Annotated in this window: 14 protein-coding genes, 4 pseudogenes and 1 riboswitch; of the genes and pseudogenes, 16 read left to right on the top strand and 2 right to left on the bottom strand. The window is 71.1% G+C overall.

Going from position 1 to position 24,613, the window contains the following annotated elements:
* Positions 1–287 precede the first annotated feature (287 nt).
* A pseudogene (locus tag BM536_RS14450) lies at positions 288–1,792 on the bottom strand (MFS transporter).
* Between the two features lie 526 nt (positions 1,793–2,318).
* Between BM536_RS14450 and BM536_RS14445 the strand changes: the two are divergent.
* The 5 genes and pseudogenes from BM536_RS14445 to BM536_RS14425 all read left to right on the top strand — a co-directional run bounded on the left by BM536_RS14445 (position 2,319) and on the right by BM536_RS14425 (position 12,108).
* A pseudogene (locus tag BM536_RS14445) lies at positions 2,319–3,106 on the top strand (ABC transporter ATP-binding protein).
* Positions 3,103–5,682: an ABC transporter permease gene (locus tag BM536_RS14440; protein ID WP_073496113.1), complete on the top strand. Its 2,580-nt coding sequence runs from the start codon at positions 3,103–3,105 to the stop codon at positions 5,680–5,682. Before BM536_RS14445 ends, BM536_RS14440 begins: the two are co-directional and overlap by 4 nt.
* Positions 5,683–6,606: 924 nt before the next feature.
* Positions 6,607–10,137: a transcription-repair coupling factor gene (gene mfd / locus BM536_RS14435; RefSeq protein WP_073496110.1), complete on the top strand. Its 3,531-nt coding sequence runs from the start codon at positions 6,607–6,609 to the stop codon at positions 10,135–10,137.
* Between the two features lie 333 nt (positions 10,138–10,470).
* Positions 10,471–11,190, top strand: a complete 720-nt coding sequence (locus BM536_RS14430) for an HNH endonuclease family protein (protein WP_073496107.1) — start codon at positions 10,471–10,473, stop codon at positions 11,188–11,190.
* A gap of 156 nt (positions 11,191–11,346) precedes the next feature.
* The gene (locus tag BM536_RS14425; RefSeq protein ID WP_073496105.1) at positions 11,347–12,108 is read left to right on the top strand and encodes a GNAT family N-acetyltransferase; all 762 of its coding nucleotides are present in this window, start codon (positions 11,347–11,349) and stop codon (positions 12,106–12,108) included.
* 61 nt (positions 12,109–12,169) lie between these two features.
* On the opposite strand, the gene BM536_RS14420 is transcribed toward BM536_RS14425, so the two are convergent.
* The gene (locus BM536_RS14420) at positions 12,170–12,550 is read right to left on the bottom strand and encodes a hypothetical protein (protein ID WP_073496117.1); all 381 of its coding nucleotides are present in this window, start codon (positions 12,548–12,550) and stop codon (positions 12,170–12,172) included.
* Between the two features lie 327 nt (positions 12,551–12,877).
* On the opposite strand from BM536_RS14420, the pseudogene BM536_RS42815 reads away from it, so the two are divergent.
* From BM536_RS42815 to BM536_RS14370, 11 genes and pseudogenes are all read left to right on the top strand, one after another.
* Positions 12,878–12,961 (top strand): annotated as a pseudogene (locus tag BM536_RS42815) (glycoside hydrolase domain-containing protein); the annotation flags it as partial.
* Positions 12,962–13,106: 145 nt separating this feature from the next.
* Positions 13,107–13,757 carry a SurA N-terminal domain-containing protein gene (locus tag BM536_RS14415; RefSeq protein WP_073496103.1) on the top strand — a complete coding sequence of 217 codons (651 nt, stop codon included), beginning with the start codon at positions 13,107–13,109 and terminating at the stop codon, positions 13,755–13,757.
* A gap of 69 nt (positions 13,758–13,826) precedes the next feature.
* A complete protein-coding gene (locus BM536_RS14410; RefSeq protein WP_073496101.1) occupies positions 13,827–14,810 on the top strand; it encodes a nucleoside triphosphate pyrophosphohydrolase in 984 nt (327 codons plus the stop codon).
* Positions 14,811–15,234: 424 nt separating this feature from the next.
* Positions 15,235–16,533 (top strand): cytochrome P450 family protein, encoded by a 1,299-nt coding sequence (locus tag BM536_RS14405; RefSeq protein WP_073496099.1) that lies wholly within the window; start codon positions 15,235–15,237, stop codon positions 16,531–16,533.
* A gap of 181 nt (positions 16,534–16,714) precedes the next feature.
* Positions 16,715–17,731, top strand: coding sequence for a LysM peptidoglycan-binding domain-containing protein (locus tag BM536_RS14400; RefSeq protein ID WP_073496096.1), 1,017 nt, complete (start codon positions 16,715–16,717; stop codon positions 17,729–17,731).
* A gap of 203 nt (positions 17,732–17,934) precedes the next feature.
* A riboswitch (cyclic di-AMP (ydaO/yuaA leader) is annotated at positions 17,935–18,117 on the top strand.
* A 3-nt stretch (positions 18,118–18,120) separates the two neighbouring features.
* Complete coding sequence (locus BM536_RS14395) at positions 18,121–18,843, top strand: LysM peptidoglycan-binding domain-containing protein (RefSeq protein WP_073496094.1); 723 nt, start codon at positions 18,121–18,123, stop codon at positions 18,841–18,843.
* 328 nt (positions 18,844–19,171) lie between these two features.
* Positions 19,172–20,458 carry a phosphopyruvate hydratase gene (gene eno, locus BM536_RS14390; protein WP_073496092.1) on the top strand — a complete coding sequence of 429 codons (1,287 nt, stop codon included), beginning with the start codon at positions 19,172–19,174 and terminating at the stop codon, positions 20,456–20,458.
* A 136-nt stretch (positions 20,459–20,594) separates the two neighbouring features.
* Positions 20,595–21,074 carry an FtsB family cell division protein gene (locus tag BM536_RS14385; RefSeq protein ID WP_073496089.1) on the top strand — a complete coding sequence of 160 codons (480 nt, stop codon included), beginning with the start codon at positions 20,595–20,597 and terminating at the stop codon, positions 21,072–21,074.
* 82 nt (positions 21,075–21,156) lie between these two features.
* Positions 21,157–21,732 (top strand): DUF501 domain-containing protein, encoded by a 576-nt coding sequence (locus BM536_RS14380; protein ID WP_073496087.1) that lies wholly within the window; start codon positions 21,157–21,159, stop codon positions 21,730–21,732.
* Positions 21,729–22,672, top strand: a pseudogene (locus tag BM536_RS14375) (Ppx/GppA phosphatase family protein). The gene BM536_RS14380 and the pseudogene BM536_RS14375 overlap by 4 nt, the downstream one beginning before the upstream one ends.
* A 418-nt stretch (positions 22,673–23,090) precedes the next feature.
* Positions 23,091–24,500, top strand: a complete 1,410-nt coding sequence (locus tag BM536_RS14370; protein WP_073496085.1) for an NAD(P)/FAD-dependent oxidoreductase — start codon at positions 23,091–23,093, stop codon at positions 24,498–24,500.
* The last annotated feature ends 113 nt before the right edge of the window (positions 24,501–24,613 follow it).

The raw sequence follows: 24,613 nt of genomic DNA, 5'->3' as shown, positions 1-24,613 counted from the left end.
CTGATCGGTCGGTATGCGCTTCCTTCACCGCGAGGGCGCCGAGCTGGGGTGTTACCCGTGTTAACGCTGACGATTTCGAGGGATCGGGCGGGGACGGGGGCGGGAGAGGGTGCGGGAGGAGGGGGGCGGCAAGGCGCCGACCGCCGACCGCCGACCGCCGACCGCCGACTGTCGGATGTCGGGTGACCGTGACCCGAGTTGACGGAGGATCAGCGGTGAGCGGTGAGCGGTGAGCGGCGGGCGATGAGCGGCGGGCGGTGAGCGGCGGGCGGTGAGCCGGCGGGGGGTCAGTCGTCCGGTTCGCTCAGTACCGGGAAGCGGCGTGGGGCCACGCACAGCAGTACCAGGAAGGCGAGCGCCGCGGCTCCGGCCGCTCCCAGGTACACGGCGTGCACGGCGTCCGCGACCGCGTGGCGGGTCGCCTCGGCCGGGGCACCCGCGTCCAGGTCGCGGGCGACGGAGTCCAGGTCGCCCGCGCCGCCCAGCCGCGCCGCCAGCACCCCGTTGGCGACCGCCCCGAAGAGGGCCGCGCCGATCGTCTGCCCGCTCTGGCGGCAGAACAGGACCGACGCCGTGGTGGTGCCCCGCTCCGACCAGCCGACCGTCGACTGCACGCCGACGAGCAGCGGCAGTTGGAACAGGCCGAGTGCCGCGCCGAGCAGCAGCATCAGCAGCGTCGGCTGCCAGACCTCGCCCGGATACGGCAGGAAGGGGAACGCGAGCAGGATCAGCGTCGCCGCGCCGATGCCGAGGAGGGCGGTGTCGCGGAAGCCGATGCGCCGGTACACGTGCTGACTGAGGGCCGCCGACAAGGGCCAGCTCAGCGTCCACACCGACAGCACGAACCCGGCCGTCACCGGATCCAGGTCCAGCACCGCCTGGGCGTACGTCGGCAGGAACACCGTCGGCGCCACCATCAGCAGGCCCAGCGCGCCCAGCGTGAGGTTGACCGCGGCGATCGTACGGCGGCGCCACACCCAGCCCGGGATGATCGGCTCGGCGGCCCGGCGTTCGACGACCACGACGAGGCCGGCCAGGGCGAGGCCCCCGGCGAACAGGGCGAGCGACGGCGCCGACAGCCAGGGCCAGGCCACCCCGCCCTGCACCAGCGCGGTCAGCAGCACCCCGCCGGTCGCGAACACCGCGAGCGCGCCCGCCCAGTCGACCCGCGCGCGCTCCCGCGACTCTCGTCGAGGCTCGTGCAGATGACGCACGATCAGCCACAACGCCACCGCGCCGATGGGCAGGTTGACGAGGAAGATCCACCGCCAGTCGGCGTACGCCGCCAGCAGCCCGCCCAGACCCGGTCCCGCGACCGCGGACACCGCCCACACCGTGGACAGCCTGGCCTGGATCTTCGGGCGTTCCTTCAACGGGTAGAGGTCGGCGGCCAGGGTCTGCACGGTGCCCTGCAAGGCGCCGCCCCCCAGGCCCTGCACGACCCGGAACGCGATCAGCGCGCCCATGTTCCAGGCGAGCGCGCACAGCAGCGAGCCGAGCAGGAAGAGGATCGCGCCGCCACCAGCACGGGCTTGCGGCCGAAGGTGTCGGAGAGCTTGCCGTAGACGGGCAGGGTGACCGTGACGGCGAGCAGATAGCCGGAGAACAGCCAGGAGAAGACGGAGAAGCCGCCGAGGTCACCGACGATCTGCGGTACGGCGGTGGAGACGATGGTGGAGTCGAGCGCGGCCAGCGCCATGGACAGCATCAGCGCGGCGACGACCGCTCCCCGCTTCCCGTCCGCCGTGCCCCGCCCTGCGGCTTCCCGTGTCGCGGGTCTGGTGTCGCCCATCCGATGCCCACCCCTGTCCGTCCCGGGTCCGGTGTCCCGTGCCCCTTGCACCTATCGCCGCGGACAGCTTCCCACTTGACCTTGACGCGACGGGAGGGTGGAGCCTGACCGGGTCGGAGGGTGGACATGACCCCTAGGAGCACTCCACCCACCGGTGGACAGCCCCTAGGGGTACCTCCGTACTACGGCTCGGGGAGGGTTCGTACTGCCGGAGGAGGAGATGGGGCCGAGTCGCTCCTTAACCTGGCTTTACGCCGCTGGGGCGGGCAACCCCACCGGCCGGAGGTGGGGTTAACCCCCCTCGAAGACGGGCCCGAGCACCAGCGCGCCGCACCCGGTCGCGCCGACAGACTCTTCGACGTAGCACCGAACGACTTGACGCCGAACAACTTGACGCCGAACGACTCGGCACCGAACGACTTGCACCGACCGACGTGGCACCAAAGACGTGACACCGCGCACCGACGCACCACTCGACGCGGCACCACTCGCGCGTCCCACCGGCTTTCGACATAGGAGATCTACCGTGACTTCGGCTGTGACCATTCCCAGGCACGGGGGCACTGGAGGGCGTACGGCCGTTGCCGCTCGGGCGCGGCAGGTCGTCAAGGCGTACGGGTCCGGGGAGACCCGCGTCGTCGCCCTCGACCACGTCGACGTGGACATCGCCCGTGGCCGCTTCACCGCGATCATGGGCCCCTCGGGGTCCGGCAAATCCACCCTGATGCACTGCCTCGCCGGCCTGGACACCGTCACGTCCGGGCAGATCTACCTGGACGAGACCGAGATCACCGGGCTCAAGGACAAGAAACTGACGCAACTGCGCCGGGACCGGATCGGGTTCATCTTCCAGGCGTTCAACCTGCTGCCGACGCTCAACGCGCTGGAGAACATCACGCTGCCCATGGACATCGCGGGCCGCAAGCCGGACAAGGCCTGGCTGCAGCAGGTCGTCGAGACCGTCGGGCTGGCCGACCGGCTCAAGCACCGGCCCACCCAGCTCTCCGGCGGCCAGCAGCAGCGCGTCGCCGTGGCCCGCGCCCTCGCCGCCCGCCCCGAGATCATCTTCGGCGACGAGCCGACCGGAAACCTCGACTCGCGGGCCGCGCCGAGGTCCTGGGCTTCCTGCGCCGCTCCGTGGACGAACTCGGCCAGACCATCGTCATGGTCACCCACGACCCGGTCGCCGCCTCCTACGCCGACCGCGTCCTGTACCTCGCCGACGGCCGCATCGTCGACGAGATGCACCAGCCGACGGCCGAGCAGGTCCTGGACCGGATGAAGGACTTCGACGCCCGGGGGCGCACGTCATGACCGTCATGAAGACCTCGATGCGCAACTTCTTCGCGCACAAGGGGCGGATGGCCCTGTCGGCCGTGGCCGTGCTGCTCTCGGTGGCCTTCGTCTGCGGGACGCTGGTGTTCACCGACACCATGAACACCACCTTCGACAAGCTGTTCGCGGCCACCTCCTCCGATGTGACGGTGAGCGCGAAGGGTGCCTCCGACACCGGTGAGACGACCTCGGGCAACGGCAAGCCGCCGGTCATGCCGGCCGACGTCGTCGGCAAGGTCAAGCAGGCGCAGGGCGTGAAGTCGGCGGAGGGGACCGTCTTCTCCACCTCCGTGACCGTCGTCGACGCCGACAAGGAGAGCCTGTCGCCCACCAGCGGCGGCCCCACCATCGTCGGCAACTGGAACGCCAACGACGCCCGCACCATGAAGATCACCGAAGGCGCGGCGCCCCGGAACTCCGCGCAGATCATGCTCGACGAGGACACCGCCGACAAGCACGACCTGAAGGTCGGCGACGAGATCGGCGTGATCAGCGCGGTCGGCACGCACACCGCGAAGATCTCCGGCGTCGCCGCCTTCCAGATCACCAACCCCGGCGCGGCGATCTTCTACCTCGACACCAGAACCGCCCAGGACATCCTGGTCGGTGAGTCCGGCGTCTTCACCAACGTCAACGTCACGGCCGCGGCCGGGGTGAGCGACGACCGGCTGAAGCAGAACGTCACGGCCGCGCTCGGCGGTGACTACAAGGTGCAGACCGCGAAGGAGACGGCCGACGCCAACCAGAAGGAGGTCGGCGGGTTCCTGGACGTGATGAAGTACGCGATGCTCGGCTTCGCCGGGATCGCCTTCCTCGTCGGCATCTTCCTGATCATCAACACCTTCTCCATGCTGGTCGCCCAGCGCACCCGTGAGATCGGCCTGATGCGGGCCATCGGTTCCAGCCGCAAGCAGGTCAACCGCTCGGTCCTGGCCGAGGCCCTGCTGCTCGGTGTCGTCGGCTCCGTCCTCGGCGTCGCCGCGGGCGTCGGGATCGCCGTCGGCCTGATGAAGCTCATGGGCATGACCGGCATGAACCTGTCCACCGACGACCTCACGGTGGCCTGGACGACCCCGGTCATCGGCCTGATCCTCGGTGTCGTCGTCACCGTCCTCGCCGCCTACCTGCCCGCCCGCCGCGCCGGCAAGGTCTCCCCGATGGCCGCGCTGCGCGACGCCGGCGCCCCCGCCGACGGCAAGGCCGGAGTCGTACGGGCCGTGCTCGGCCTGCTCCTCACCGGCGGCGGCGTGTTCGGCCTCTACCTCGCCTCCGCCGCCGACAAGGCGAGCGAAGGCTCCCTCTGGCTCGGTCTGGGCGTCGTGCTCAGCCTGATCGGGTTCGTGGTGATCGGCCCGCTGCTCGCCGGCGGCCTGGTCCGGGTGCTCGGCACCGTCGTCCTGCGGGCCTTCGGCCCCGTCGGCCGGATGGCGGAACGCAACGCCCTGCGCAACCCGCGCCGCACCGGCGCCACCGGCGCCGCCCTCATGATCGGGCTCGCCCTGGTCGCCTGCCTCTCGGTGGTCGGCTCCTCCATGGTGGCCTCCGCCACCGACCAGCTCGACAAGAGCGTCGGCACCGACTTCATCATCCAGAGCGACACCGGCCAGCTCATCACCCCGCAGGCCGTGCAGGCCGTCAAGTCGACGCCCGGCATGGAACGCGTCACCGAGTACAAGATCCTCGACGCCGACCTGACCACCCCGGACGGCAAGACGTCCAAGGGCGAGACCGTCAACGCCGCCGACCCGACCTACGCCACCGACCTCACCACCGAGACGGTCGCGGGCAGGCTCGCCGACGCCTACAAGCCCGACTCCATGTCCGTCTTCGAAGGCTTCGCCGAGAAGCACGGCCTGACGATCGGCTCGAAGGTCCAGGTGGCCTTCAAGGACGGCACCTCCGCCGCGCTCACGGTCCGCGCGATCACCAGCGACGACGTCGTCATCGACAAGGGCGCCATGTACGCCTCCATCTCGACCGTCGCCAAGTACGTGCCGGCCGAGAAGATGCCGCTCGACCAGCTCGTCTTCGCCACGGCGAAGGAAGGGCAGCAGGAAGCCGCCTACACCGCGCTGAAGTCCGCGCTGCACGACTACCCGCAGTACTCCGTCCGCGACCAGACCGACTACAAGGAAGCCCTCAAGGACCAGATCGGGCAGATGCTGAACCTGATCTACGGCCTCCTGGCACTCGCGATCATCGTGGCGGTCCTCGGCGTGGTGAACACGCTGGCCCTGTCGGTGGTCGAGCGCACCCGGGAGATCGGCCTGATGCGGGCGATCGGCCTCTCGCGCCGGCAGCTGCGCCGCATGATCCGACTGGAGTCGGTCGTCATCGCCCTCTTCGGCGCACTGCTCGGCCTCGGCCTGGGCATGGGCTGGGGGGCCACCGCCCAGCAGCTCCTCGAACTGGAGGGCCTGACCGTCCTCGAGATCCCGTGGCCGACGATCATCGGTGTCTTCGTCGCCTCGGCCTTCGTGGGTCTGTTCGCCGCGCTGATCCCGGCGTTCCGGGCGGGCCGGATGAACGTCCTGAACGCCATCGCGACGGACTGACCTCCCGTCCGGCAAAGCCGCGCCGAGGAGCCACGGGGGCTCCTCGCGCCGGCTCCGTCGTGTTCGGGCCGGCGCGCCGGGGCCGCCCACTGTTCTCCCGCCCTGAGGGCTCCGCCCCCAGACCCCGGCTTGAGCCGACCCGCGACTCGACCCTTGGGTCGGGAGGTGGCTCCCGCGATTGCGAGGCCGGGGTCCTCTGTTCTCCCGCCCGGGGCTCCGCTCCCGGACCCCTGCGGCCTGGGCCGACCCACCATTCGACTCGGTGGGTCGGGAGGCGTCCCCCGGCAATTGCGAGGCCAGGGCCCTCTGCCCTCCCGCCCGGGGCTCCGCTCCCGGACCCCTGCGGCCTGGGCCGACCCACCACCCGACTCTGTGCGTCGAGAGGTCCCCTTGGCAATTGCGCGGCCGGGACTGGCCCGCCGCCGACCGCCCGCAGGACGCCGTCCCCACGACCGCCCAGCGGCCGGCGCTGGCGCTGCCCTCCCGCCCGGGGGGATGCGAGGGTCGTGTACGGCACGGGCCGCGTGCGCCCCGCCCACCACGGACCGCCGGTCGTCCACGGTCACGGGGCCGCCCCAGGCCCCCGGCCCGGGCCTACCCACGACCCCGCTCGGTGGGTCGGGAGGGAGCCTCGTCCCCCCGGCACCGCCCGGTGTCACCCAGCCCGTCCGGCGTTTGAGGACGAGGCGCGGAGCGCCGACGAGGGGGTCCGGGGGCGCAGCCCCCGGGGTCGGGTCGGGAAGGGGCGGCGGGGGCGAAACCATCCAGCCCCGGGCGGACCGCCCCGCCCCGTCGTACCCTGGACACCCCCGGCCCGTGACACGCGTCGGGCCCTTCGCGTTGCCCGCCCGCACCGCTGCTCCGCGTGCACCGCACACACCGCGACCATCACCCACCTCTGACCCCGGACGGAAAAGCCCCTCCATGAGCCTGCACGGTCTGCTCGACGCCGTAGTCAAGGACCCCGCCCTCGCGGAAGCGACCTCCGCGGCCGCCGACGGCAACCGCATGCACATCGACCTCGTCGGCCCCCCGGCAGCCCGCCCCTTCACGATCGCCGCCCTCGCGAGGGAGACCACCCGCACGGTCCTCGCGGTCACGGCGACCGGCCGGGAGACGGAGGACCTCGCCGCCGCCCTGCGCACGCTCCTGCCCCCGGACGGCGTCGTGGAGTACCCCTCCTGGGAGACCCTCCCGCACGAGCGCCTCAGCCCCCGCAGCGACACCGTCGGCCGCCGCCTCGCCGTCCTGCGCCGCCTGGCCCACCCCCGCACCGACGACCCCGAGACCGGCCCGGTCTCCGTGGTCGTGGCCCCCGTCCGCTCGGTGCTCCAGCCGCAGGTCAAGGGACTCGGCGACCTGGAGCCGGTGGCCCTGAGGGGCGGTCAGACCGCCGACCTGAACGAGATCGTGGAAGCCCTCGCCGCCGCCGCGTACGCGCGCGTGGAGCTGGTCGAGAAGCGTGGCGAGTTCGCCGTGCGCGGCGGCATCCTGGACGTGTTCCCGCCCACCGAGGAACACCCCCTGCGGGTCGAGTTCTGGGGCGACGACGTCGAGGAGATCCGTTACTTCAAGGTCGCCGACCAGCGCTCCCTCGAAGTCGCCGAACACGGCCTGTGGGCACCTCCCTGCCGCGAACTGCTCCTCACCGACGACGTTCGCGCACGCGCGCGTGCCCTCGCCGAGCAGCACCCCGAGCTGGGCGATCTGCTCGGCAGGCTCGCGGAGGGCATCGCCGTGGAGGGCATGGAGTCCCTCGCGCCGGTCCTGGTCGACGACATGGAACTGCTGCTCGACGTGCTGCCCAAGGGCTCGATGGCCGTGGTCTGCGACCCGGAGCGGGTCCGCACGCGCGCCTCGGACCTGGTGGCGACGAGCCAGGAGTTCCTCCAGGCGTCCTGGGCGGCCACCGCGGGCGGCGGCGAGGCGCCCATCGACGTGGGCGCGGCCTCCCTGTGGTCCATCGCCGACGTGCGCGACCGCGCGCGCGAGCTGGACATGATGTGGTGGTCGGTGTCCCCCTTCGCCGCCGACCTGGAGCTGGAGGCGGACACCCTCAAGCTGGGCATGCGCGCCCCCGAGGCGTACCGCGGCGACACCGCGAAGGCCCTGGCCGACACCAAGGGCTGGCTGGCCGAGGGCCGGCGCGTCGTCTTCGTCACCGAGGGCCACGGCACGGCCGCCCGCACGGCCGAGGTGCTCGGCAACGAGGGCGTCCCGGCCCGCCTGGACACCGACCTGACCGAGCTGACCCGCTCCCTGGTGCACGTCTCCTGCGGCTCGATCGACCACGGCTTCGTCGACCCGGCGCTCGACCTCGTCGTCCTGACGGAGACCGATCTGACCGGCCAGAAGGCGGCCGGCAAGGACGGCGCCAGGATGCCCGCGCGCCGCCGCAAGACGATCGACCCGCTCACCCTGGAGGCGGGCGACTACATCGTCCACGAGCAGCACGGCGTGGGCCGCTACATCGAGATGGTGCAGCGCACGGTCCAGAGCGCCACGCGCGAGTACCTGGTCGTGGAGTACGCCCCCGCCAAGCGCGGCCAGCCCGGCGACCGCCTCTACATCCCCACCGACCAGCTGGAGCAGATCACCAAGTATGTCGGCGGCGAGGCCCCCACCCTGCACCGGCTGGGCGGCGCCGACTGGACGAAGACCAAGGCGCGGGCGAAGAAGGCCGTCAAGGAGATCGCCGCCGACCTGATCAAGCTGTACAGCGCCCGCATGGCCGCCCCCGGGCACGCCTTCGGCGCGGACACCCCCTGGCAGCGCGAGCTGGAGGACGCCTTCCCGTACGTGGAGACGCCCGACCAGCTCACCACCATCGCCGAGGTCAAGGACGACATGGAGAAGTCGGTCCCCATGGACCGTCTGATCTGCGGCGACGTCGGCTACGGCAAGACGGAGATCGCCGTCCGCGCCGCCTTCAAGGCGGTCCAGGACGGCAAGCAGGTCGCCGTCCTGGTCCCCACCACCCTGCTGGTGCAGCAGCACTTCGGCACCTTCAGCGAGCGGTACGCGCAGTTCCCGGTGAAGGTGAAGGCGCTGTCCCGGTTCCAGTCCGAGACGGAGGCCAAGGCGGTCCTGGAGGGCCTGCGCGAGGGTTCCGTGGACGTCGTCATCGGCACCCACCGCCTGTTCTCCTCGGAGACCAGGTTCAAGGACCTGGGCCTGGTCATCGTCGACGAGGAGCAGCGTTTCGGCGTGGAGCACAAGGAGCAGCTGAAGAAGCTGCGGGCCAACGTCGACGTGCTGACGATGTCGGCCACGCCCATCCCGCGCACCCTGGAGATGGCGGTGACGGGCATCCGCGAGATGTCGACGATCACCACGCCCCCGGAGGAGCGCCACCCGGTCCTCACCTTCGTCGGGCCGTACGAGGAGAGGCAGATCGGCGCCGCCGTCCGCCGTGAACTGCTGCGCGAGGGCCAGGTCTTCTACATCCACAACCGGGTCGAGTCGATCGACCGGGCGGCGGCGAGGCTGCGCGAGATCGTGCCCGAGGCGCGCATCGCCACCGCGCACGGCCAGATGTCGGAGGCCGCGCTGGAGCAGGTCGTCGTCGACTTCTGGGAGAAGCGGTTCGACGTGCTCGTCTCGACGACGATCGTCGAGTCCGGCATCGACATCTCCAACGCCAACACCCTGATCGTCGAACGCGGCGACAACTTCGGCCTGTCCCAGCTCCACCAGTTGCGCGGCCGGGTGGGCCGTGGGCGGGAACGCGGTTACGCCTACTTCCTGTACCCGCCGGAGAAGCCGCTCACGGAGACGGCCCACGAGCGCCTCGCGACCATCGCCCAGCACACCGAGATGGGCGCGGGCATGTACGTCGCGATGAAGGACCTGGAGATCCGCGGCGCGGGCAACCTCCTCGGCGGCGAACAGTCCGGGCACATCGCGGGCGTCGGCTTCGACCTGTACGTCCGCATGGTCGGCGAGGCCGTCGCGGACTACCGGCGCCAGCTGGAGACCGGGGAGATCGAGGAGGAGGCCCCCCTCGAGGTCAAGATCGAGCTGCCCGTCGACGCGCACGTCCCGCACGACTACGCCCCCGGCGAGCGGCTGCGCCTCCAGGCCTACCGGGCCATCGCCTCGGCCAACTCCGAGGACGACGTCAAGGCCGTACGCGAGGAACTCGTGGACCGCTACGGCAAGTTGCCCGAGCCGGTGGAGAATCTGCTGCTGGTGGCCGGGCTGCGAATGCTGGCGCGGTCGTGCGGCGTCGGGGAGATCGTGCTGCAGGGCAACAACATCCGGTTCGCGCCGGTGGAGTTGCGCGAGTCGCAGGAGCTGCGGCTCAAGCGCGTGTATCCGGGGTCGGTCATCAAGCCGGCCGCGCACCAGCTCCTCGTACCCCGCCCGAAGCCCGCGAAGATGGGCGGCAAGCCGGTGGTCGGGCGCGAACTGCTGGGCTGGGTGGGCGAGTTCCTGGTGACGGTGCTGGGGTGACCGGCGCCGCCGTCGGCCGTCGTAGGGCACCGGGCACGGACACGACCGGACACGACGAGGCCGTCCGCGGGAGGCTGACGCGCTCCGCGGACGGCCCGGGTGGCTACGGTGCTCGGGCCACGGCTGCTCGGGCGGCCGGTCCTCGTCCATGCCCATCCGCCGGTGCAGCTGCTGCTGCCCGGAGTCGACCTGGGTCTCGTACTTGTCGCCGGTCTTCTCGTCGGCCCGGACCTTCCGTACTGCTGCCGTGCGCCCCTCGCCTACGGTGTACGTGAGTCCGACCGGGGAAAACGCCCTGTGCGGGGTGGCAGCGGGCGAGCAGGGGAGGGGCGCGTGAAGCGTCTGAGGGGTGGGGCGGCGACCGCCGCCGTACTGGTCTGTGCCATGACCGGCTGCACCGACCAGGTCGCCGGCACCGGCTCCGCCGGACCCGGCCGGACCGAGGGCGGGGGAGCGGCCCTCACGGCCGCCGAGTCACTCACCGTCAAGGGACGGGCACCGCGCACCGGTTACGACCGGGACAAGTTCGGCAGCGCCTGGGCCGACACCGACTCCAACGACTGCGGAACCCGCGACGACATCCTCAAACGGGACCTGGAGAGCGTCCGGTTCACCGAGGGCACCTGCAAGGTGTCCTACGGCGTGCTGGACTCGGACCCCTACTCCGGCAAGGACGTGACCTACCGGCGAGGCAGCAGTCAGGTCGACATAGACCACATCGTCGCGCTGTCCGACGCCTGGCAGAAGGGCGCCAAGTACTGGGACGCGAGCAAGCGCATCGCCTTCGCCAACGACCCCCTCAACCTGCTGGCCGTGGACGCGAGCACCAACCGTTCCAAGGGGGACGGCGACACGGCGACCTGGCTGCCGCCCCACAAGGCCTACCGCTGCCCGTACGTGGCGGCGCAGGTCGCGGTGAAGAAGAAGTACGAGCTGTGGGTCACCGCCGCCGAGAAGGCCGCCATGGAGAAGGTCCTCACCGGCTGCCCCGACCAGAAACTCCCGACGGGCGGCAACCCGACGAAGGCGCCGGAACGTTTCCACGCGAACTGAGCGCACCGCTCGGCCGTTCGGCCAGCCGCTCAGCCGCTCAGCCGCTCAGCCGCTCAGCCGCTCAGCCGCTCAGCCGCTCGGCCGCTCGGCAACCGGGCCCGCGGCCACGTGGGAATTTCCGTACCCCACCGCTGCTCCGCCGCCTACCGTGCTCCCATGGAAGTGACGGTCTCCTCCCTCGCCGAGCGGCCCGAGATGCTCGGGCCGGTGCTCGACATGCCCGACAGCCGGCCGGAGTTCGCCACGCAGGATCCGGTGGGCAACGCCCACTACGGGCGGATCCCCACCGAGCTGCCGCAGTACGTGCTGTTCGCGCAGGACGAGCGCGGTGAGGTCCTCGCGCACGCCTACAGCGTGCCGTTCGCCCTGCGTGCCGACGGCCGGGGAGAACTGCCCGCCCGTGGCTGGGACCAGGTGCTGGTGTGGGCGTTCTCCGACCTGCGGCACGGGGTGCGGCCCGACACGGTCGGCGCGATCTCGATCGTGGTCGCCCCGCACGCCCAGGGCCTCGGCCTGTCCGGGCGGATGCTCGCCGCGATGCGGGACAGCGCCCGCGCGAAGGGCTTCACCGAGGTCGTCGCCCCGGTCCGCCCGAACGCCAAACACCTCGAACCGCACACCCCCATCGACGAGTACGCGCACCGGGTGCGGGACGACGGACTGCCGTACGACCCGTGGCTGCGGGTGCGCGTCCGAGCCGGGGCGAGCATCGAGGCGGTGGCGCCGGCGTCGATGACGGTGGCCGGATCGCTCGCGGAGTGGCGCCGCTGGACGGGGCTGCCCTTCGACACCCGGGGTGACATCGAGGTGCCCGGCGCGCTGGTGCCGGTGCGCTGCGAGCCGGACCGCGACTGCGCGGTGTACGTCGAGCCCAACGTGTGGCTGCGACACCCGCTCCGACCGGCGCCACCGGCCTGAGCGTCGGCGGCGCGGGTGGCTCGCGGTGTCGGTGGCTCGGCGGTGTCGGCGGCATCGGCGGCTACCGCCCGTACGGGTACCCCTGCTGGTAGTGCCCCTGCGCCCCGTACGCCATCGCCGGCATCGTCGGGATCCGCTTGTCGAACATGGCCCACAGCAGCATGCAGGCCGCCGTCGCCAGCGTCACCAGGATGGCGAGACCCATGTACCCGTCCCCGTCCGGGCTGTCGTCCGTCGCCATCCACGGCACGGTCACGCACTCGTACAGCGCGAACGCGCCGAAGGCGACCCAGTCCGAGACCCGCCCGCGTCGGATCGCCACGTACAGGAACGGCACCCACGCCAGCAGGCCGAAGGAGAACCACGCCAGGGCCACCCAGCCGATCCGCTGGAACCAGCCCGCCTCAAGCCGCTTGTCCGCATCCGTCATCACTGTCGTCATGTCGCCCCCCAGGTAGCCAGAGAGCAAGATTAGGCCACGGCCCGGCCCGCCCGGACCTCCCTGTCTTTACTGTGACGTGAGCGAATCCTGTCCCTGCGCGAGGCCTGTGTTCACCGGCCGCGGACCCGCGCGCGGAACCGTGCGTCCGATTCAGGGGGCTTCACACACAGACACCCGCCGCACGCCGGGATCCGGCGGTGCGCGCGCGGACGACCGAAGGGGTGGTGATGGCCGAGCACCGGCAGTCCAGAAGGCGCAGACACATCACCTGGAAAGTGGCCGGCGCCACCGTCCTCGCCGGAGCCGGGATCGCCGCGCGGACCTCGACGGGTCAACAGCAAGGAGACCCGCGGCGGTTACACGATCACCGTGGACCGCAACGCCTGGGACGCTCCGGTCGCCCTCGTGGGCCGACCCCCGTACGGGTGCGGGCGCGGCGGTGCCCGAAGTCCTGGTGAATCGTTGGTCCAATGGGTTGGCCCCAGCCGCACCACTGCCTACCATCGATCACCGCAAGACTTTGTGCACCGCCGCACAATCTCCTCGGGAGGCTTCCTTGCACCGCCGCCGTCGCACCGCGCTTCTGCTGTCCGCCGCGATCGTCGCGGCAGGCCCCCTCCTCACGGCCTGCGGCAACGAGGCCCACCCCGGGGCGGCGGCCGTCGTCGGCGGCCAGCGGATCACCGTCTCGCAGCTGGAGGGCCGGGTGAACGAGGTGCGCGAGGCCCAGCGCGCCTCCGTCCCCGACGAAACCCAGTACGCCCAGGCCATCGCCCGCACCGGCACCCTCACCCGCGACACCCTGCACGGCATGGTCCTCGACCGGGTCCTGCACCGCGCCGCCGAGGACGCGGGCATCACCGTCAGCCGCAAGGAGGTCCAGGCGATGCGGGCCGGCCTGGAACAGCAGGCGGGCGGCGCGAAGGGCCTGGAGACCACCTGGCTCCAGCAGTACGGCATCCCGCCGCAGCGCCTCGAAGAGAACCTCCGCCTCCAGCTGGAGGCCCAGAAACTCGCCGCGCGGCTCGGCACCGACACCAGTCGGCCCGAGTTCTGGAACGCCCTGTCGAAGGCGTCCAAGGACCTCGACGTCGACCTCAACCCGCGCTACGGCGACTGGGACGTGCAGAAGGTCAGCCGCGTCGACGCCAGGACCCCCTGGGTCCGCGACGTGACGACGCCGTCCCAGCCCCCGCGGACCGCCTGACGTACGCCGGTCCCGGCCGGCCTGTGGATGACTTCTGGGGCTGTCGGCGGGGTGCGTTACGTTCGGAGAGTGAACGCAACGAGTCCCGAAGGCGGCTCCACCCCCGGCCGTGTCGTCCTGCTCACCACCAGCCACCGGGTCGCCCCCGGCCTGCTGTCCTGGCCCGCCTGGCAGGCCCTGCGCGAGGCCGACCGCGTCCTGTGCGCGGACGGCGCCCATCCGCAGCTGCCGTATCTGCGGGAGGCCGGTATAGAGGTGGCGGAGACCTCCCCGACCGCCGAGGAGCTGCTCACCGCCTGCGCCGGCGGCCGCACGGTCGTGGTGGTGGCGACCGGTGAGGGCGAGCCCGCCCTGACGGACGGCCTGGCCCGGCTGGCCGGCTCCGGCCGCGTGTCCATGCCCGACCTGGAGCTGCTGCCCGCCTCCTACGACCTTCCCGGCGCCCGCCTCCTCGACCTGGTCCAGGTCATGGACCGCATCCGCGCCGAATGCCCCTGGTCCTCCCAGCAGACCCACAAGGGCCTCGCGAAGTACGGCATCGAGGAGGCGTACGAACTGGTCGAGGCCATCGAGGACGGTGACCGCGACGAGCTGCGCGAGGAACTGGGCGACGTCCTCCTCCAGGTCGTCTTCCACGCCCGCATCGCCGAGGAGGACGAGGAGGCCCCGTTCTCCGTCGACGACGTGGCCGGCACCATCGTCACCAAGCTCATCCACCGCCACCCGCACGTCTTCGGCGACGCCACCGCGGCGACCCCCGAGGAGGTCAAGGAACACTGGCTGCGCACGAAGGCGGTCGAGAAGCGCCGCGAGTCCGTCACCGACGGCATCCCCCTCCACCAGCCGGGCCTCGCCCTGGCCGCGAAACTCGCCTCGCGAGTGCGCTCGGCCCACCTGGACGTACCGCTCCCGACCTCGGAGGGCCTCGGCTACGACCTCCTGGCCCTGGCGGCCCGGGCGGAAGCGGAAGGCGTCGACCCGGAGGCGGCCCTGCGAGCAGCGGCCCGGACCTACCGAGACGCGATCCGGGCGGCCGAGGGGCTGGGGGAGTAGGGGGGCGGCTCCTGGAGCCTGCCGGATACGGAGGGCTCGGGAACTCGCGGAGACCGGAAGCCGACGACGGAGGCGGCCGCGCGGAATCAGGAGTTGCCGATTCCCCCGGCCCGGCCTCGGGCCCGCACCCGTGCTGCGGCGGCTGCGCTCGGGCCCCCTGCGACCCTCCGGCCCCGCGACCGCCTCCGCGGTCACTCCCGCCCGTCGATGCGGCAAGGGTCGACGGGGGCCGCCGGTCCCATCGAGGGGCGGGGCGACCACGGCCGGGCCGCGCGTCCGCGCCGGAGAGCGCTGCGGCGGGATGCCGTACCGCTGGAGCCAGGTGGTCTCCGGGCCCTTCGCCGCCGACCCGGAACCCGCCCCCTGGACGGGCAGGGCAAGGCCTGCGGCAGGACGCCGATCCGATCCCGGATACCGTCGGGGTGTGACCGACCAGCCCGTGCCCGAGACGTCCGCGCCAGCCCTGTTCACCTGGGAGTTCGCCACCGATCCCTATCCGGCCTACGCCTGGCTCCGTGAGCACGCGCCCGTGCACCGGACCCGGCTGCCCAGCGGTGTGGAGGCCTGGCTGGTCACCCGGTACGCCGATGCCAAGCAGGCGCTGGCCGACCCGCGGCTCAGCAAGAACCCGGCGCATCACGACGAGCCCGCGCACGCCAAGGGCAAGACCGGCATCCCCGGTGAGCGCAACGCCGAGCTGATGACGCATCTGCTGAACATCGACCCGCCGGACCACACCCGGCTGCGACGACTCGTCAGCAAGGCGTTCACGCCCCGTCGCGTCGCCGAGTTCGCGCCCCGCGTCCAGGAGCTGACGGACGAACTCATCGACCGGTTCGCGGAGAAGGGGACCGCCGACCTCATCCACGACTTCGCCTTCCCGCTCCCCATCCACGCCATCTGCGACCTGCTCGGCGTCCCCCGCGAGGACCAGGACGACTTCCGTGACTGGGCGGGCATGATGATCCGGCACGGCGGCGGGCCGCGCGGCGGTGTCGCGCGGTCGGTGAAGAAGATGCGCGGCTATCTCCTGGACCTCATCCACCGCAAGCGCGCCGCGCTTCCCACCGAACCGGCGCCCGGCGAGGACCTCATCTCCGGTCTGATCCGCGCCTCCGACCACGGCGAGCACCTCACCGAGAACGAGGCCGCCGCCATGGCCTTCATCCTCCTGTTCGCCGGTTTCGAGACGACCGTGAACCTGATCGGCAACGGCACCTACGCCCTCCTCAACCACCCCGAGCAGCGCACCCGCCTCCAGGACTCCCTGGCGGCCGGCGACAGCGGCCTCCTGGCGACAGGCGTGGAGGAACTCCTGCGCTACGACGGCCCGGTGGAACTTGCCACCTGGCGGTTCGCCACCGAGTCCCTCACCGTCGGCGGACAGGACATCGCCCCCGGCGACCCGGTCCTCGTCGTCCTGGCGGCCGCCGACCGGGACCCGGAGCGGTTCGCCGACCCGGACGTCCTGGACCTCTCCCGCCGCGACAACCAGCATCTCGGTTACGGCCACGGCATCCACTACTGCCTGGGCGCGCCCCTGGCCCGCCTGGAGGGGCAGACCGCGCTGGCCACCCTCCTCACCCGTCTGCCGGATCTGCGACTCGCCGCGGACCCGGCCGACCTGAGGTGGCGCGGCGGCCTCATCATGCGCGGACTGCGCACGCTGCCCGTGGAGTTCACGCCCGCCGTTTCCGGTGAACCCGCAGCAGCCGTCCGCTGACCGTCCGTTATATGGCCAAGGTGGGAAGCAAAGGTGACCGTTCCTCACTTCTGTGATCTTCACGTGATCTGCGCGGCACTAACTTGTGACAAGTGATCGTCTGCCGATACGTTCACCTGTCAGCGCGGCGCCCCTGTTTCACTCGCCGCGCAGGCACTGCTGTCTCGAGAAAGGCCTCCGCATGCTCTCCGGGAACGGTCGTCACCGGCGCCCCCGCCAGGCTCCGGCCCTCCTTGTCGCGGCCGGTGTGACCGGCTCCGCGATCGCCATCCCGCTGCTCGGCGCCACCGGCGCGAGCGCGGCCGACGGCACGGTGTGGGACACGGTGGCGGAGTGCGAGTCCGGCGGCTCCTGGAGCGCCGACACGGGCAACGGCGAGTACGGCGGCCTGGCGCTGAGCCAGGAGGACTGGGAGGCGTACGGCGGCCTCGACTTCGCCGAGCGCCCCGACCTGGCCAGCCGTAACCAGCAGATATCGGTGGCCCAGAAGGTCCTCGCGGACCAGGGCATCGGCGCGTGGGGCACCTGCGGGCTGACGTCCGGGCTCACCAAGGCCAACGGCGCGGGCAGCGTGGACACCGGTGTGGCGGACAACTCGTCCGACTCCTCCGTGTCGTCCGGCTTGTCCGACCTGTCGAAGGGTTCTTCGGGTTCGTCCGGTTCGTCGGACTCCACCGACCCGTCGCAATCCTCGGGCTCCACGGGGGATTCCGCCGACCCGTCGGCCGAATCGTCCCCGGACGGTACGGACTCGACGTCCTCGTCGCCTTCGTCCTCTTCCTCCGGTACGCCGGACAGCTCCTCGAAGTCCGATACGCCCGCAGATGTGGACGCGAGTGTCGCGGGGTCGGGCGACAGCTCACCCACGGCCACCCCCGAAGCGAACGGCTCGGACAAGTCGGTGCAGGAGGTGGGCTCTTGGAGCCTCGTCGACACCGGCTCCCTCGCCTCCGGCCGTCATCGCGGCACCACTGCCGAGGAGGTCGCGCCCGCGCCGGACGGCATCACCACCGCCTCCTCCGGCCGTCACGCCGCCGCCACCTACGTCGTCCGCGAGGGCGACTCGCTGGCCTCCATCGCCGACTCCCTTGCCCTCGACGGCGGATGGCGTGCGCTCTATGCGGAGAACAAGGCCGCCATCGGCGTCGACCCGAACAACATCACCGCCGGTCAGACGCTCGACACAGCGGTCGAATAGGGCGGAAAAACGGGAAAAGCAGCGGGAGTTCACGTCATACTTCGCACCGAATGTCCGGTTTGATGAAAGTGTGGGATGAGTCTCAGAAGGCGTGATCGTCTTTGAAATTCCGCCGAGCCCGTGTCTACCGTCAGGATCGCTCGGTATCCCGAGCCCCGGCTGTCGCAACGCCGAATCCTGCCAGTGGCAGCCCGGGAACAGTCGTCGCGCAAGCGCCGTAGGCAGGAGCGGGGGACCCAAGGTAGGTGCCGGACCGGTCGGTTGACCGGAACGGCTTGGGGTGAAGCCGCACGTCCCAGGGAGCAGTGCTCCCGAGGACGAGCGGCCGGGCAACTCACACGGCCCGAACCCGACAGCTCACCTCGCAGGCGTCGGTGAGGGGATCCACCATGCTGTTTTCCAGCAAGGGCAAGCACCGCCGCCCGTCCAAGGCCACCCGTGTCGCCGCGCTCGCCGGTGTCACCGGTGTCGCCATAGCCGCCCCGCTGATGGCGGCCGGCAACGCCTCCGCCGCCACCGCCTCCGAGTGGGACGCGGTCGCTCAGTGCGAGTCCGGCGGCAACTGGTCCATCAACACCGGCAACGGCTACTACGGCGGCCTGCAGTTCTCGGCCTCCACCTGGGCCGCGTACGGCGGCACGCAGTACGCCTCCACCGCCGACAAGGCCTCGAAGTCCCAGCAGATCCAGATCGCCGAGAAGGTCCTCGCGGGCCAGGGCAAGGGCGCCTGGCCGTCCTGCGGCGTGGGCCTGTCCGGCGCCGCGTACAACGGCGGCTCGGCCTCCACCGGCTCGTCGTCCAACGGCAGCTCCTCCAGTGGCTCCTCCTCCAGCGGTTCCTCGGAGTCCACCACGCGCTCCACCGAGAAGCAGGGCGCCTCCCGCTCCGCCGAGCGCCCGGCCGCCAAGAGCCAGAAGACGGTCACCACCCCGACCGGCAAGAAGGTCAAGAAGGGCGACGGCGAGTACAAGGTCGTCAAGGGCGACACGCTCAGCTCCATCGCCGAGGCGCACGACGTCAAGGGCGGCTGGGCCAAGCTGTTCGAGCTGAACAAGGACATCGTCCAGGAAGCCGACCTCATCTACCCGGGTCAGCAGCTGCACCTGAAGTGACATCCGGCTCCCGGCCGGACCACAGCCCCCTCACAGCCGAGGCCGCCACGCTGATGGCCTCGTGAGGGAGCCCCGTCCCCACGGTCACCCCGCCCCGGTGCGTGTTCCCCCGTACGCACCGGGGCGGGGTTTTCTTTTCCCGTTCGCCACCTTCTGTTGGCCACCCCCTTTGTTCCGGCCGGAAACAATGGGTACCGTCTCCCTGTCCACGGGACGGTCGGTCGGCCGACGACGCCCGAGGCGGTTAGGCTCTAGTCGCAAGGCTCGCCAGGGGCTCATCACGGCCCCCACGCGCCCCGCACAACCAGCGTCACATCCCAAGAAGGAGATGCTCGTGCCGTCCATCGACGTCGTCGTAGCCCGGGAAATCCTGGACTCCCGAGGCAACCCCACGGTCGAGGTCGAGGTCGGCCTCGACGACGGCAGCACGGGTCGTGCCGCCGTTCCCTCCGGCGCCTCCACCGGCGCCTTCGAGGCCATCGAGCTCCGCGACGGTGACCCGAACCGCTACCACGGCAAGGGCGTCGAGAAGGCAGTCCTGGCCGTCATCGAGCAGATCGGCCCCGAGCTGGTCGGCTACGACGCCACCGAGCAGCGCCTGATCGACCAGGCGATGTTCGACCTGGACGCCACCGACAACAAGGGCTCCCTCGGCGCCAACGCGATCCTCGGCGTCTCGCTCGCCGTGGCCCACGCCGCCTCCGAGGCCAGCGACCTCCCGCTCTTCCGCTACCTGGGCGGCCCGAACGCGCACCTGCTGCCCGTTCCGATGATGAACATCCTGAACGGCGGCTCGCACGCCGACTCCAACGTGGACATCCAGGAGTTCATGATCGCCCCGATCGGCGCGGAGTCCTTCTCCGAGGCCCTGCGCTGGGGCGCCGAGGTCTACCACACCCTCAAGAAGGTGCTGAAGACCAAGGGCCTGTCCACCGGCCTGGGCGACGAGGGCGGCTTCGCCCCGAACCTGGAGTCCAACCGCGCCGCGCTCGACCTCATCATCGAGGCCATCAAGCAGGCCGGTTACGTCCCCGGTGAGCAGATCGCGCTCGCGCTCGACGTCGCCGCGTCCGAGTTCTACAAGGACGGCAAGTACGAGTTCGAGGGCAAGTCCCGCTCGGCCGCCGAGATGACCGAGTACTACGAGGAGCTGGTCTCCGCGTACCCGCTGGTCTCCATCGAGGACCCGCTGTACGAGGACGACTGGGCGGGCTGGAAGGTCATCACCGACAAGCTGGGCGACAAGGTCCAGATCGTCGGCGACGACCTCTTCGTCACCAACCCGGAGCGCCTGGCCCGCGGCATCGAGGAGGGCTCCGCGAACGCCCTGCTCGTCAAGGTCAACCAGATCGGCTCGCTGACCGAGACCCTGGACGCCGTCGAGATGGCCCAGCGCAACGGCTTCAAGTGCATGATGTCCCACCGCTCCGGCGAGACCGAGGACGTCACCATCGCCGACCTCGCCGTCGCGGTGAACTGCGGCCAGATCAAGACCGGCGCCCCGGCCCGCTCGGACCGCGTCGCCAAGTACAACCAGCTGCTGCGCATCGAGGAGATCCTCGACGACGCCGCGGTGTACGCCGGCCGCAGCGCCTTCCCGCGCTTCAAGGGCTGAACCGAGCAGAGCAGAGTCGAACCGGCCGGGCTGAGCCGTTGAGGGTCAAGCCTGCGCCAGTCGTACGTACGTCCCCGTACCGGTCCCGTACCGTGTCCGGGGACGTACGCACGTGTGAGACGGGAGGCGGGGACACATGGCCGTGAAGGACCGGGACCGTTTCTCCACCGCGACCAGGATCAAGCTGCTCGGCGAACAGACAGCGGCCCGGGTCTACCGGTCCCAGACCAAGCGTCAGGCCCACCGCTCCCGCCTCACCGGCCGAGCGGCCCTCCTCGCGCTCGTCCTGTGCACGCTGATCGTGGCCCTGGCCTACCCCATGCGGCAGTACGTCTCCCAGCGCGCCGAGATGGCCGATCTCCAGCGCGAGAAGCGGGAGGCCCGCGAGCGGGTGGAAGAACTCCGCGACCTCAAGGCACGCTGGCAGGACGACGCGTACGCCGAGCAGCAGATCCGGCAGCGCCTGCACTACGTGATGCCGGGGGAGACGGGTTTCATCGTCGTCGACCCCGACGCCGCCGAGCAGTCCCGCGCCGACCAGGGGGCCGCCGACCGCCCCTGGTACTCGAACGTCTGGGACGGCGTCGACAAGTCCGACGCCGCCGCCGACCGGTGAACCGAGACCGGTGAGCCGCGGCCGATGTACCGCGGCCGATGAACTGCGACCGATGAACTGACAGAGAGACTTTCGTACAGGCATGGAAACCGCCCCGCCGACCACTCCCCGCACCGAGCCCACCGACGCCGACGTCGAGGCCTTCAAGCAGCAGCTCGGACGCCCGCCGCGCGGCCTGCGCGCGATCGCGCACCGCTGCCCGTGCGGCCAGCCGGACGTGGTGGAGACGGCCCCCCGCCTCCCCGACGGCACCCCCTTCCCGACGCTGTACTACCTGACGTGCCCGAAGGCCAACTCCGCGATCGGCACGCTCGAGGCGAACGGCGTGATGAAGGAGATGACCGAACGGCTCCGGACCGACCCGGAGCTGGCGGCGGCGTACCGCGCGGCGCACGAGGACTACGTGCGGCGGCGGGACGAGATCGAGGAGCTGAAGAACTTCCCCAGCGCCGGAGGGATGCCGGACCGGGTGAAGTGTCTGCACGTGCTCGTCGCCCACTCCCTGGCCGCGGGGCCCGGGGTGAACCCGCTCGGGGACGAGGCGCTGGGCATGCTGCCGCGGTGGTGGGCCAAGGGGACGTGTGTGACGGGGGTGGAGTCCTCGCAGGACGGGTCGGGCCACGACGCCCCCGAGCCGGCCGGGGGAGACGCCCGATGACTCGCGTCGCCGCCGTCGACTGCGGTACGAACTCCATCCGTCTGCTCGTCGCCGACGCCCACCCCGAGGCGGGCGAACTGGTCGAGCTGGACCGCCGTATGACGATCGTGCGGCTCGGGCAGGGGGTCGACCGGACCGGGCGGCTCGCGCCCGAGGCGCTGGAGCGGACGTTCGCCGCGTGCCGGGAGTACGCGGCCGCCATCGAGGAGCACGGCGCGGAGCGGCTGCGCTTCGTCGCCACCTCCGCCTCGCGCGACGCGGAGAACCGGGACGAGTTCGTGCGCGGCGTGCTCGACATCCTGGGCGTCGAACCCGAGGTGATCTCCGGCGATCAGGAGGCGGAGTTCTCCTTCACCGGCGCCACCAGGGAACTGACGGGCCGTGACGACCTGACGAAGCCCTACCTCGTCGTGGACATCGGCGGCGGCTCGACGGAGTTCGTCGTCGGGAACGACCAGGTGCGCGCGGCACGTTCCGTGGACGTCGGCTGCGTGCGGATGACCGAGCGGCACCTGGTCGTCGACGGGTCGGTCACCGACCCGCCCACGGAGCGGCAGATCGCGGCGATGCGCGCCGACATCGAGGCGGCCCTCGACCTCGCCGAGCGCACGGTCCCGCTGCGCGAGGCGCACACCCTGGTCGGCCTGGCCGGCTCGGTCACGACGATCTCGGCCATCGCGCAGGAGCTGCCCGCGTACGACTCGCGGGCCATCCACCACTCCCGGGTCTCCCGGGAACGGGTCCGTGAGATCACCGAGTGGCTGCTGCGCTCCACCCACGCCAGCGCGCGGCGGTCCCGTCGATGCATCCGGGCCGGGTCGACGTCATCGGCGCCGGCGCGCTCGTCCTGCTGTCGGTCATGGACCGGATCGGCGCGCGGGAGGTCGTGGTGAGCGAGCACGACATCCTGGACGGCATCGCCTGGTCGACTCTCTCCTGAGCAGGTCGGACACCGTTTGAGCATGATCGAGGGGCTCGATCCGGTTCGGAATCGCCCCTCGTCGGCACCCTCTCGGAAAACTTCGTGAAGTTCTTCACAAGGAAATGGGCCCCGTCGGGGGACGAAGAAGGGCCGGTTGACCCTTCCGGGGTCCGGACAGGCGGGTGAACGCGTTCAAAAGCGGAAGGCCCGGACGTTTCGCGAGCGTCGCGCGAGGTGTGTTTCAAGGGCCTCACCCGGCACCCGGAACGCCGGAGAGGCAGCTCACGCGGCATTGACAACGGCACCGGATGCATACCGGTTCCCGTCGCGCATCATGACGTGGATCACGTGAGCGGCGGAGGATAGCACATACCCCGAGGAAGCTTGTGAAGGGGCGCACGAGCGACCCCCCTCGAGCGGGTGGATACTCGATGGCATGAGCACCACGGAGCGTCCCAGGATCCTCGTAGTAGGCGGTGGGTACGTAGGCCTGTACGCAGCTCGGCGTATCCAGAAGAAGATGCGCTACGGCGAGGCGACCGTCACGGTCGTCGACCCCCGGTCGTACATGACCTACCAGCCCTTCCTCCCCGAAACCGCCGCCGGCAACATCTCCCCGCGCCACGTCGTCGTCCCGCTGCGACGCGTGCTGCCCAAGGCGGAGGTTCTCACCGGCCGGGTCACCACCATCGACCAGGACCGCAAGGTCGCCACGATCGCCCCGCTGGTCGGCGAGGCGTACGAGCTGCCCTTCGACTACCTGGTGATCGCCCTCGGCGCGGTCTCCCGCACCTTCCCGATCCCCGGCCTCGCCGAGCAGGGCATCGGCATGAAGGGCATCGAGGAGGCCATCGGCCTGCGCAACCACGTCCTCGAGCAGCTCGACAAGGCCGACTCCACCACCGACGAGGAGATCCGCCGCAAGGCGCTCACCTTCGTCTTCATCGGTGGCGGCTTCGCCGGTGCGGAGACCATCGGTGAGGTCGAGGACATGGCCCGCGACGCCGCCAAGTACTACAAGAACGTGTCCCGTGAGGACATGCGCTTCATCCTGGTCGACGCCGCCGACAAGATCCTCCCCGAGGTCGGCCCGAAGCTGGGCGCCTACGGCAAGGAGCACCTGGAGAGCCGCGGTGTGGAGATCTACCTCTCCACCTCGATGGACTCCTGCGTCGACGGCCACGTGGTGCTGAAGAACGGCCTCGAGGTCGACTCCAGCACGATCGTCTGGACGGCCGGCGTCAAGCCGAACCCGGTCCTCGCCCGCTACGGCCTCCCGCTGGGCCCCCGTGGTCACGTCGACACGGCCGCCACGCTCCAGGTGCAGGGCACCGACTACATCTGGGCCGCCGGCGACAACGCCCAGGTCCCCGACGTCGCCGCCCGCAAGGCCGGCGTCGAGAACGCCTGGTGCCCGCCGAACGCCCAGCACGCGCTCCGTCAGGCCAAGGTCCTCGGCGACAACGTGATCTCCGGCATGCGGGGCTTCCCGCAGAAGGAGTACGCGCACTCCAACAAGGGTGCGGTGGCGGGCCTCGGCCTCCACAAGGGCGTCGCGATGATCGTCATGGGCAAGATGAAGATCAAGCTCAAGGGCCGGCTGGCGTGGTACATGCACCGCGGCTACCACGGCCTGGCGATGCCGACGTGGAACCGCAAGATCCGCGTCTTCGCCGACTGGACGCTCGGCATGTTCCTCAAGCGCGAGGTCGTCGCCCTCGGCGCGCTGGAGTCCCCGCGCGAGGAGTTCTACGAGGCCGCGAAGCCGGCCCCGGTAGCGGCCAAGCCGGCGGCGGAGAAGACCGCGAGGACCGAGAAGACCGAGGAAAAGGCCAAGGCCTCCTGACCTCGGGTCACTGAGAACACCCCCGAAGCGCCGCCGCATCCGTGGTGCGGGCGGCCCCTTCGGCGTGTTCCGGGAGCGGGGCCGGGAGCCGGGGCCGGGGTCCGGGGTCGGGG

This window comes from Streptomyces phaeoluteigriseus (assembly GCF_001896135.2).
Classification (GTDB): domain Bacteria; phylum Actinomycetota; class Actinomycetes; order Streptomycetales; family Streptomycetaceae; genus Streptomyces; species Streptomyces phaeoluteigriseus.
Note: the sequence above shows the minus strand (reverse complement) of the source record. Positions and strands in the feature narration are given on the sequence as shown.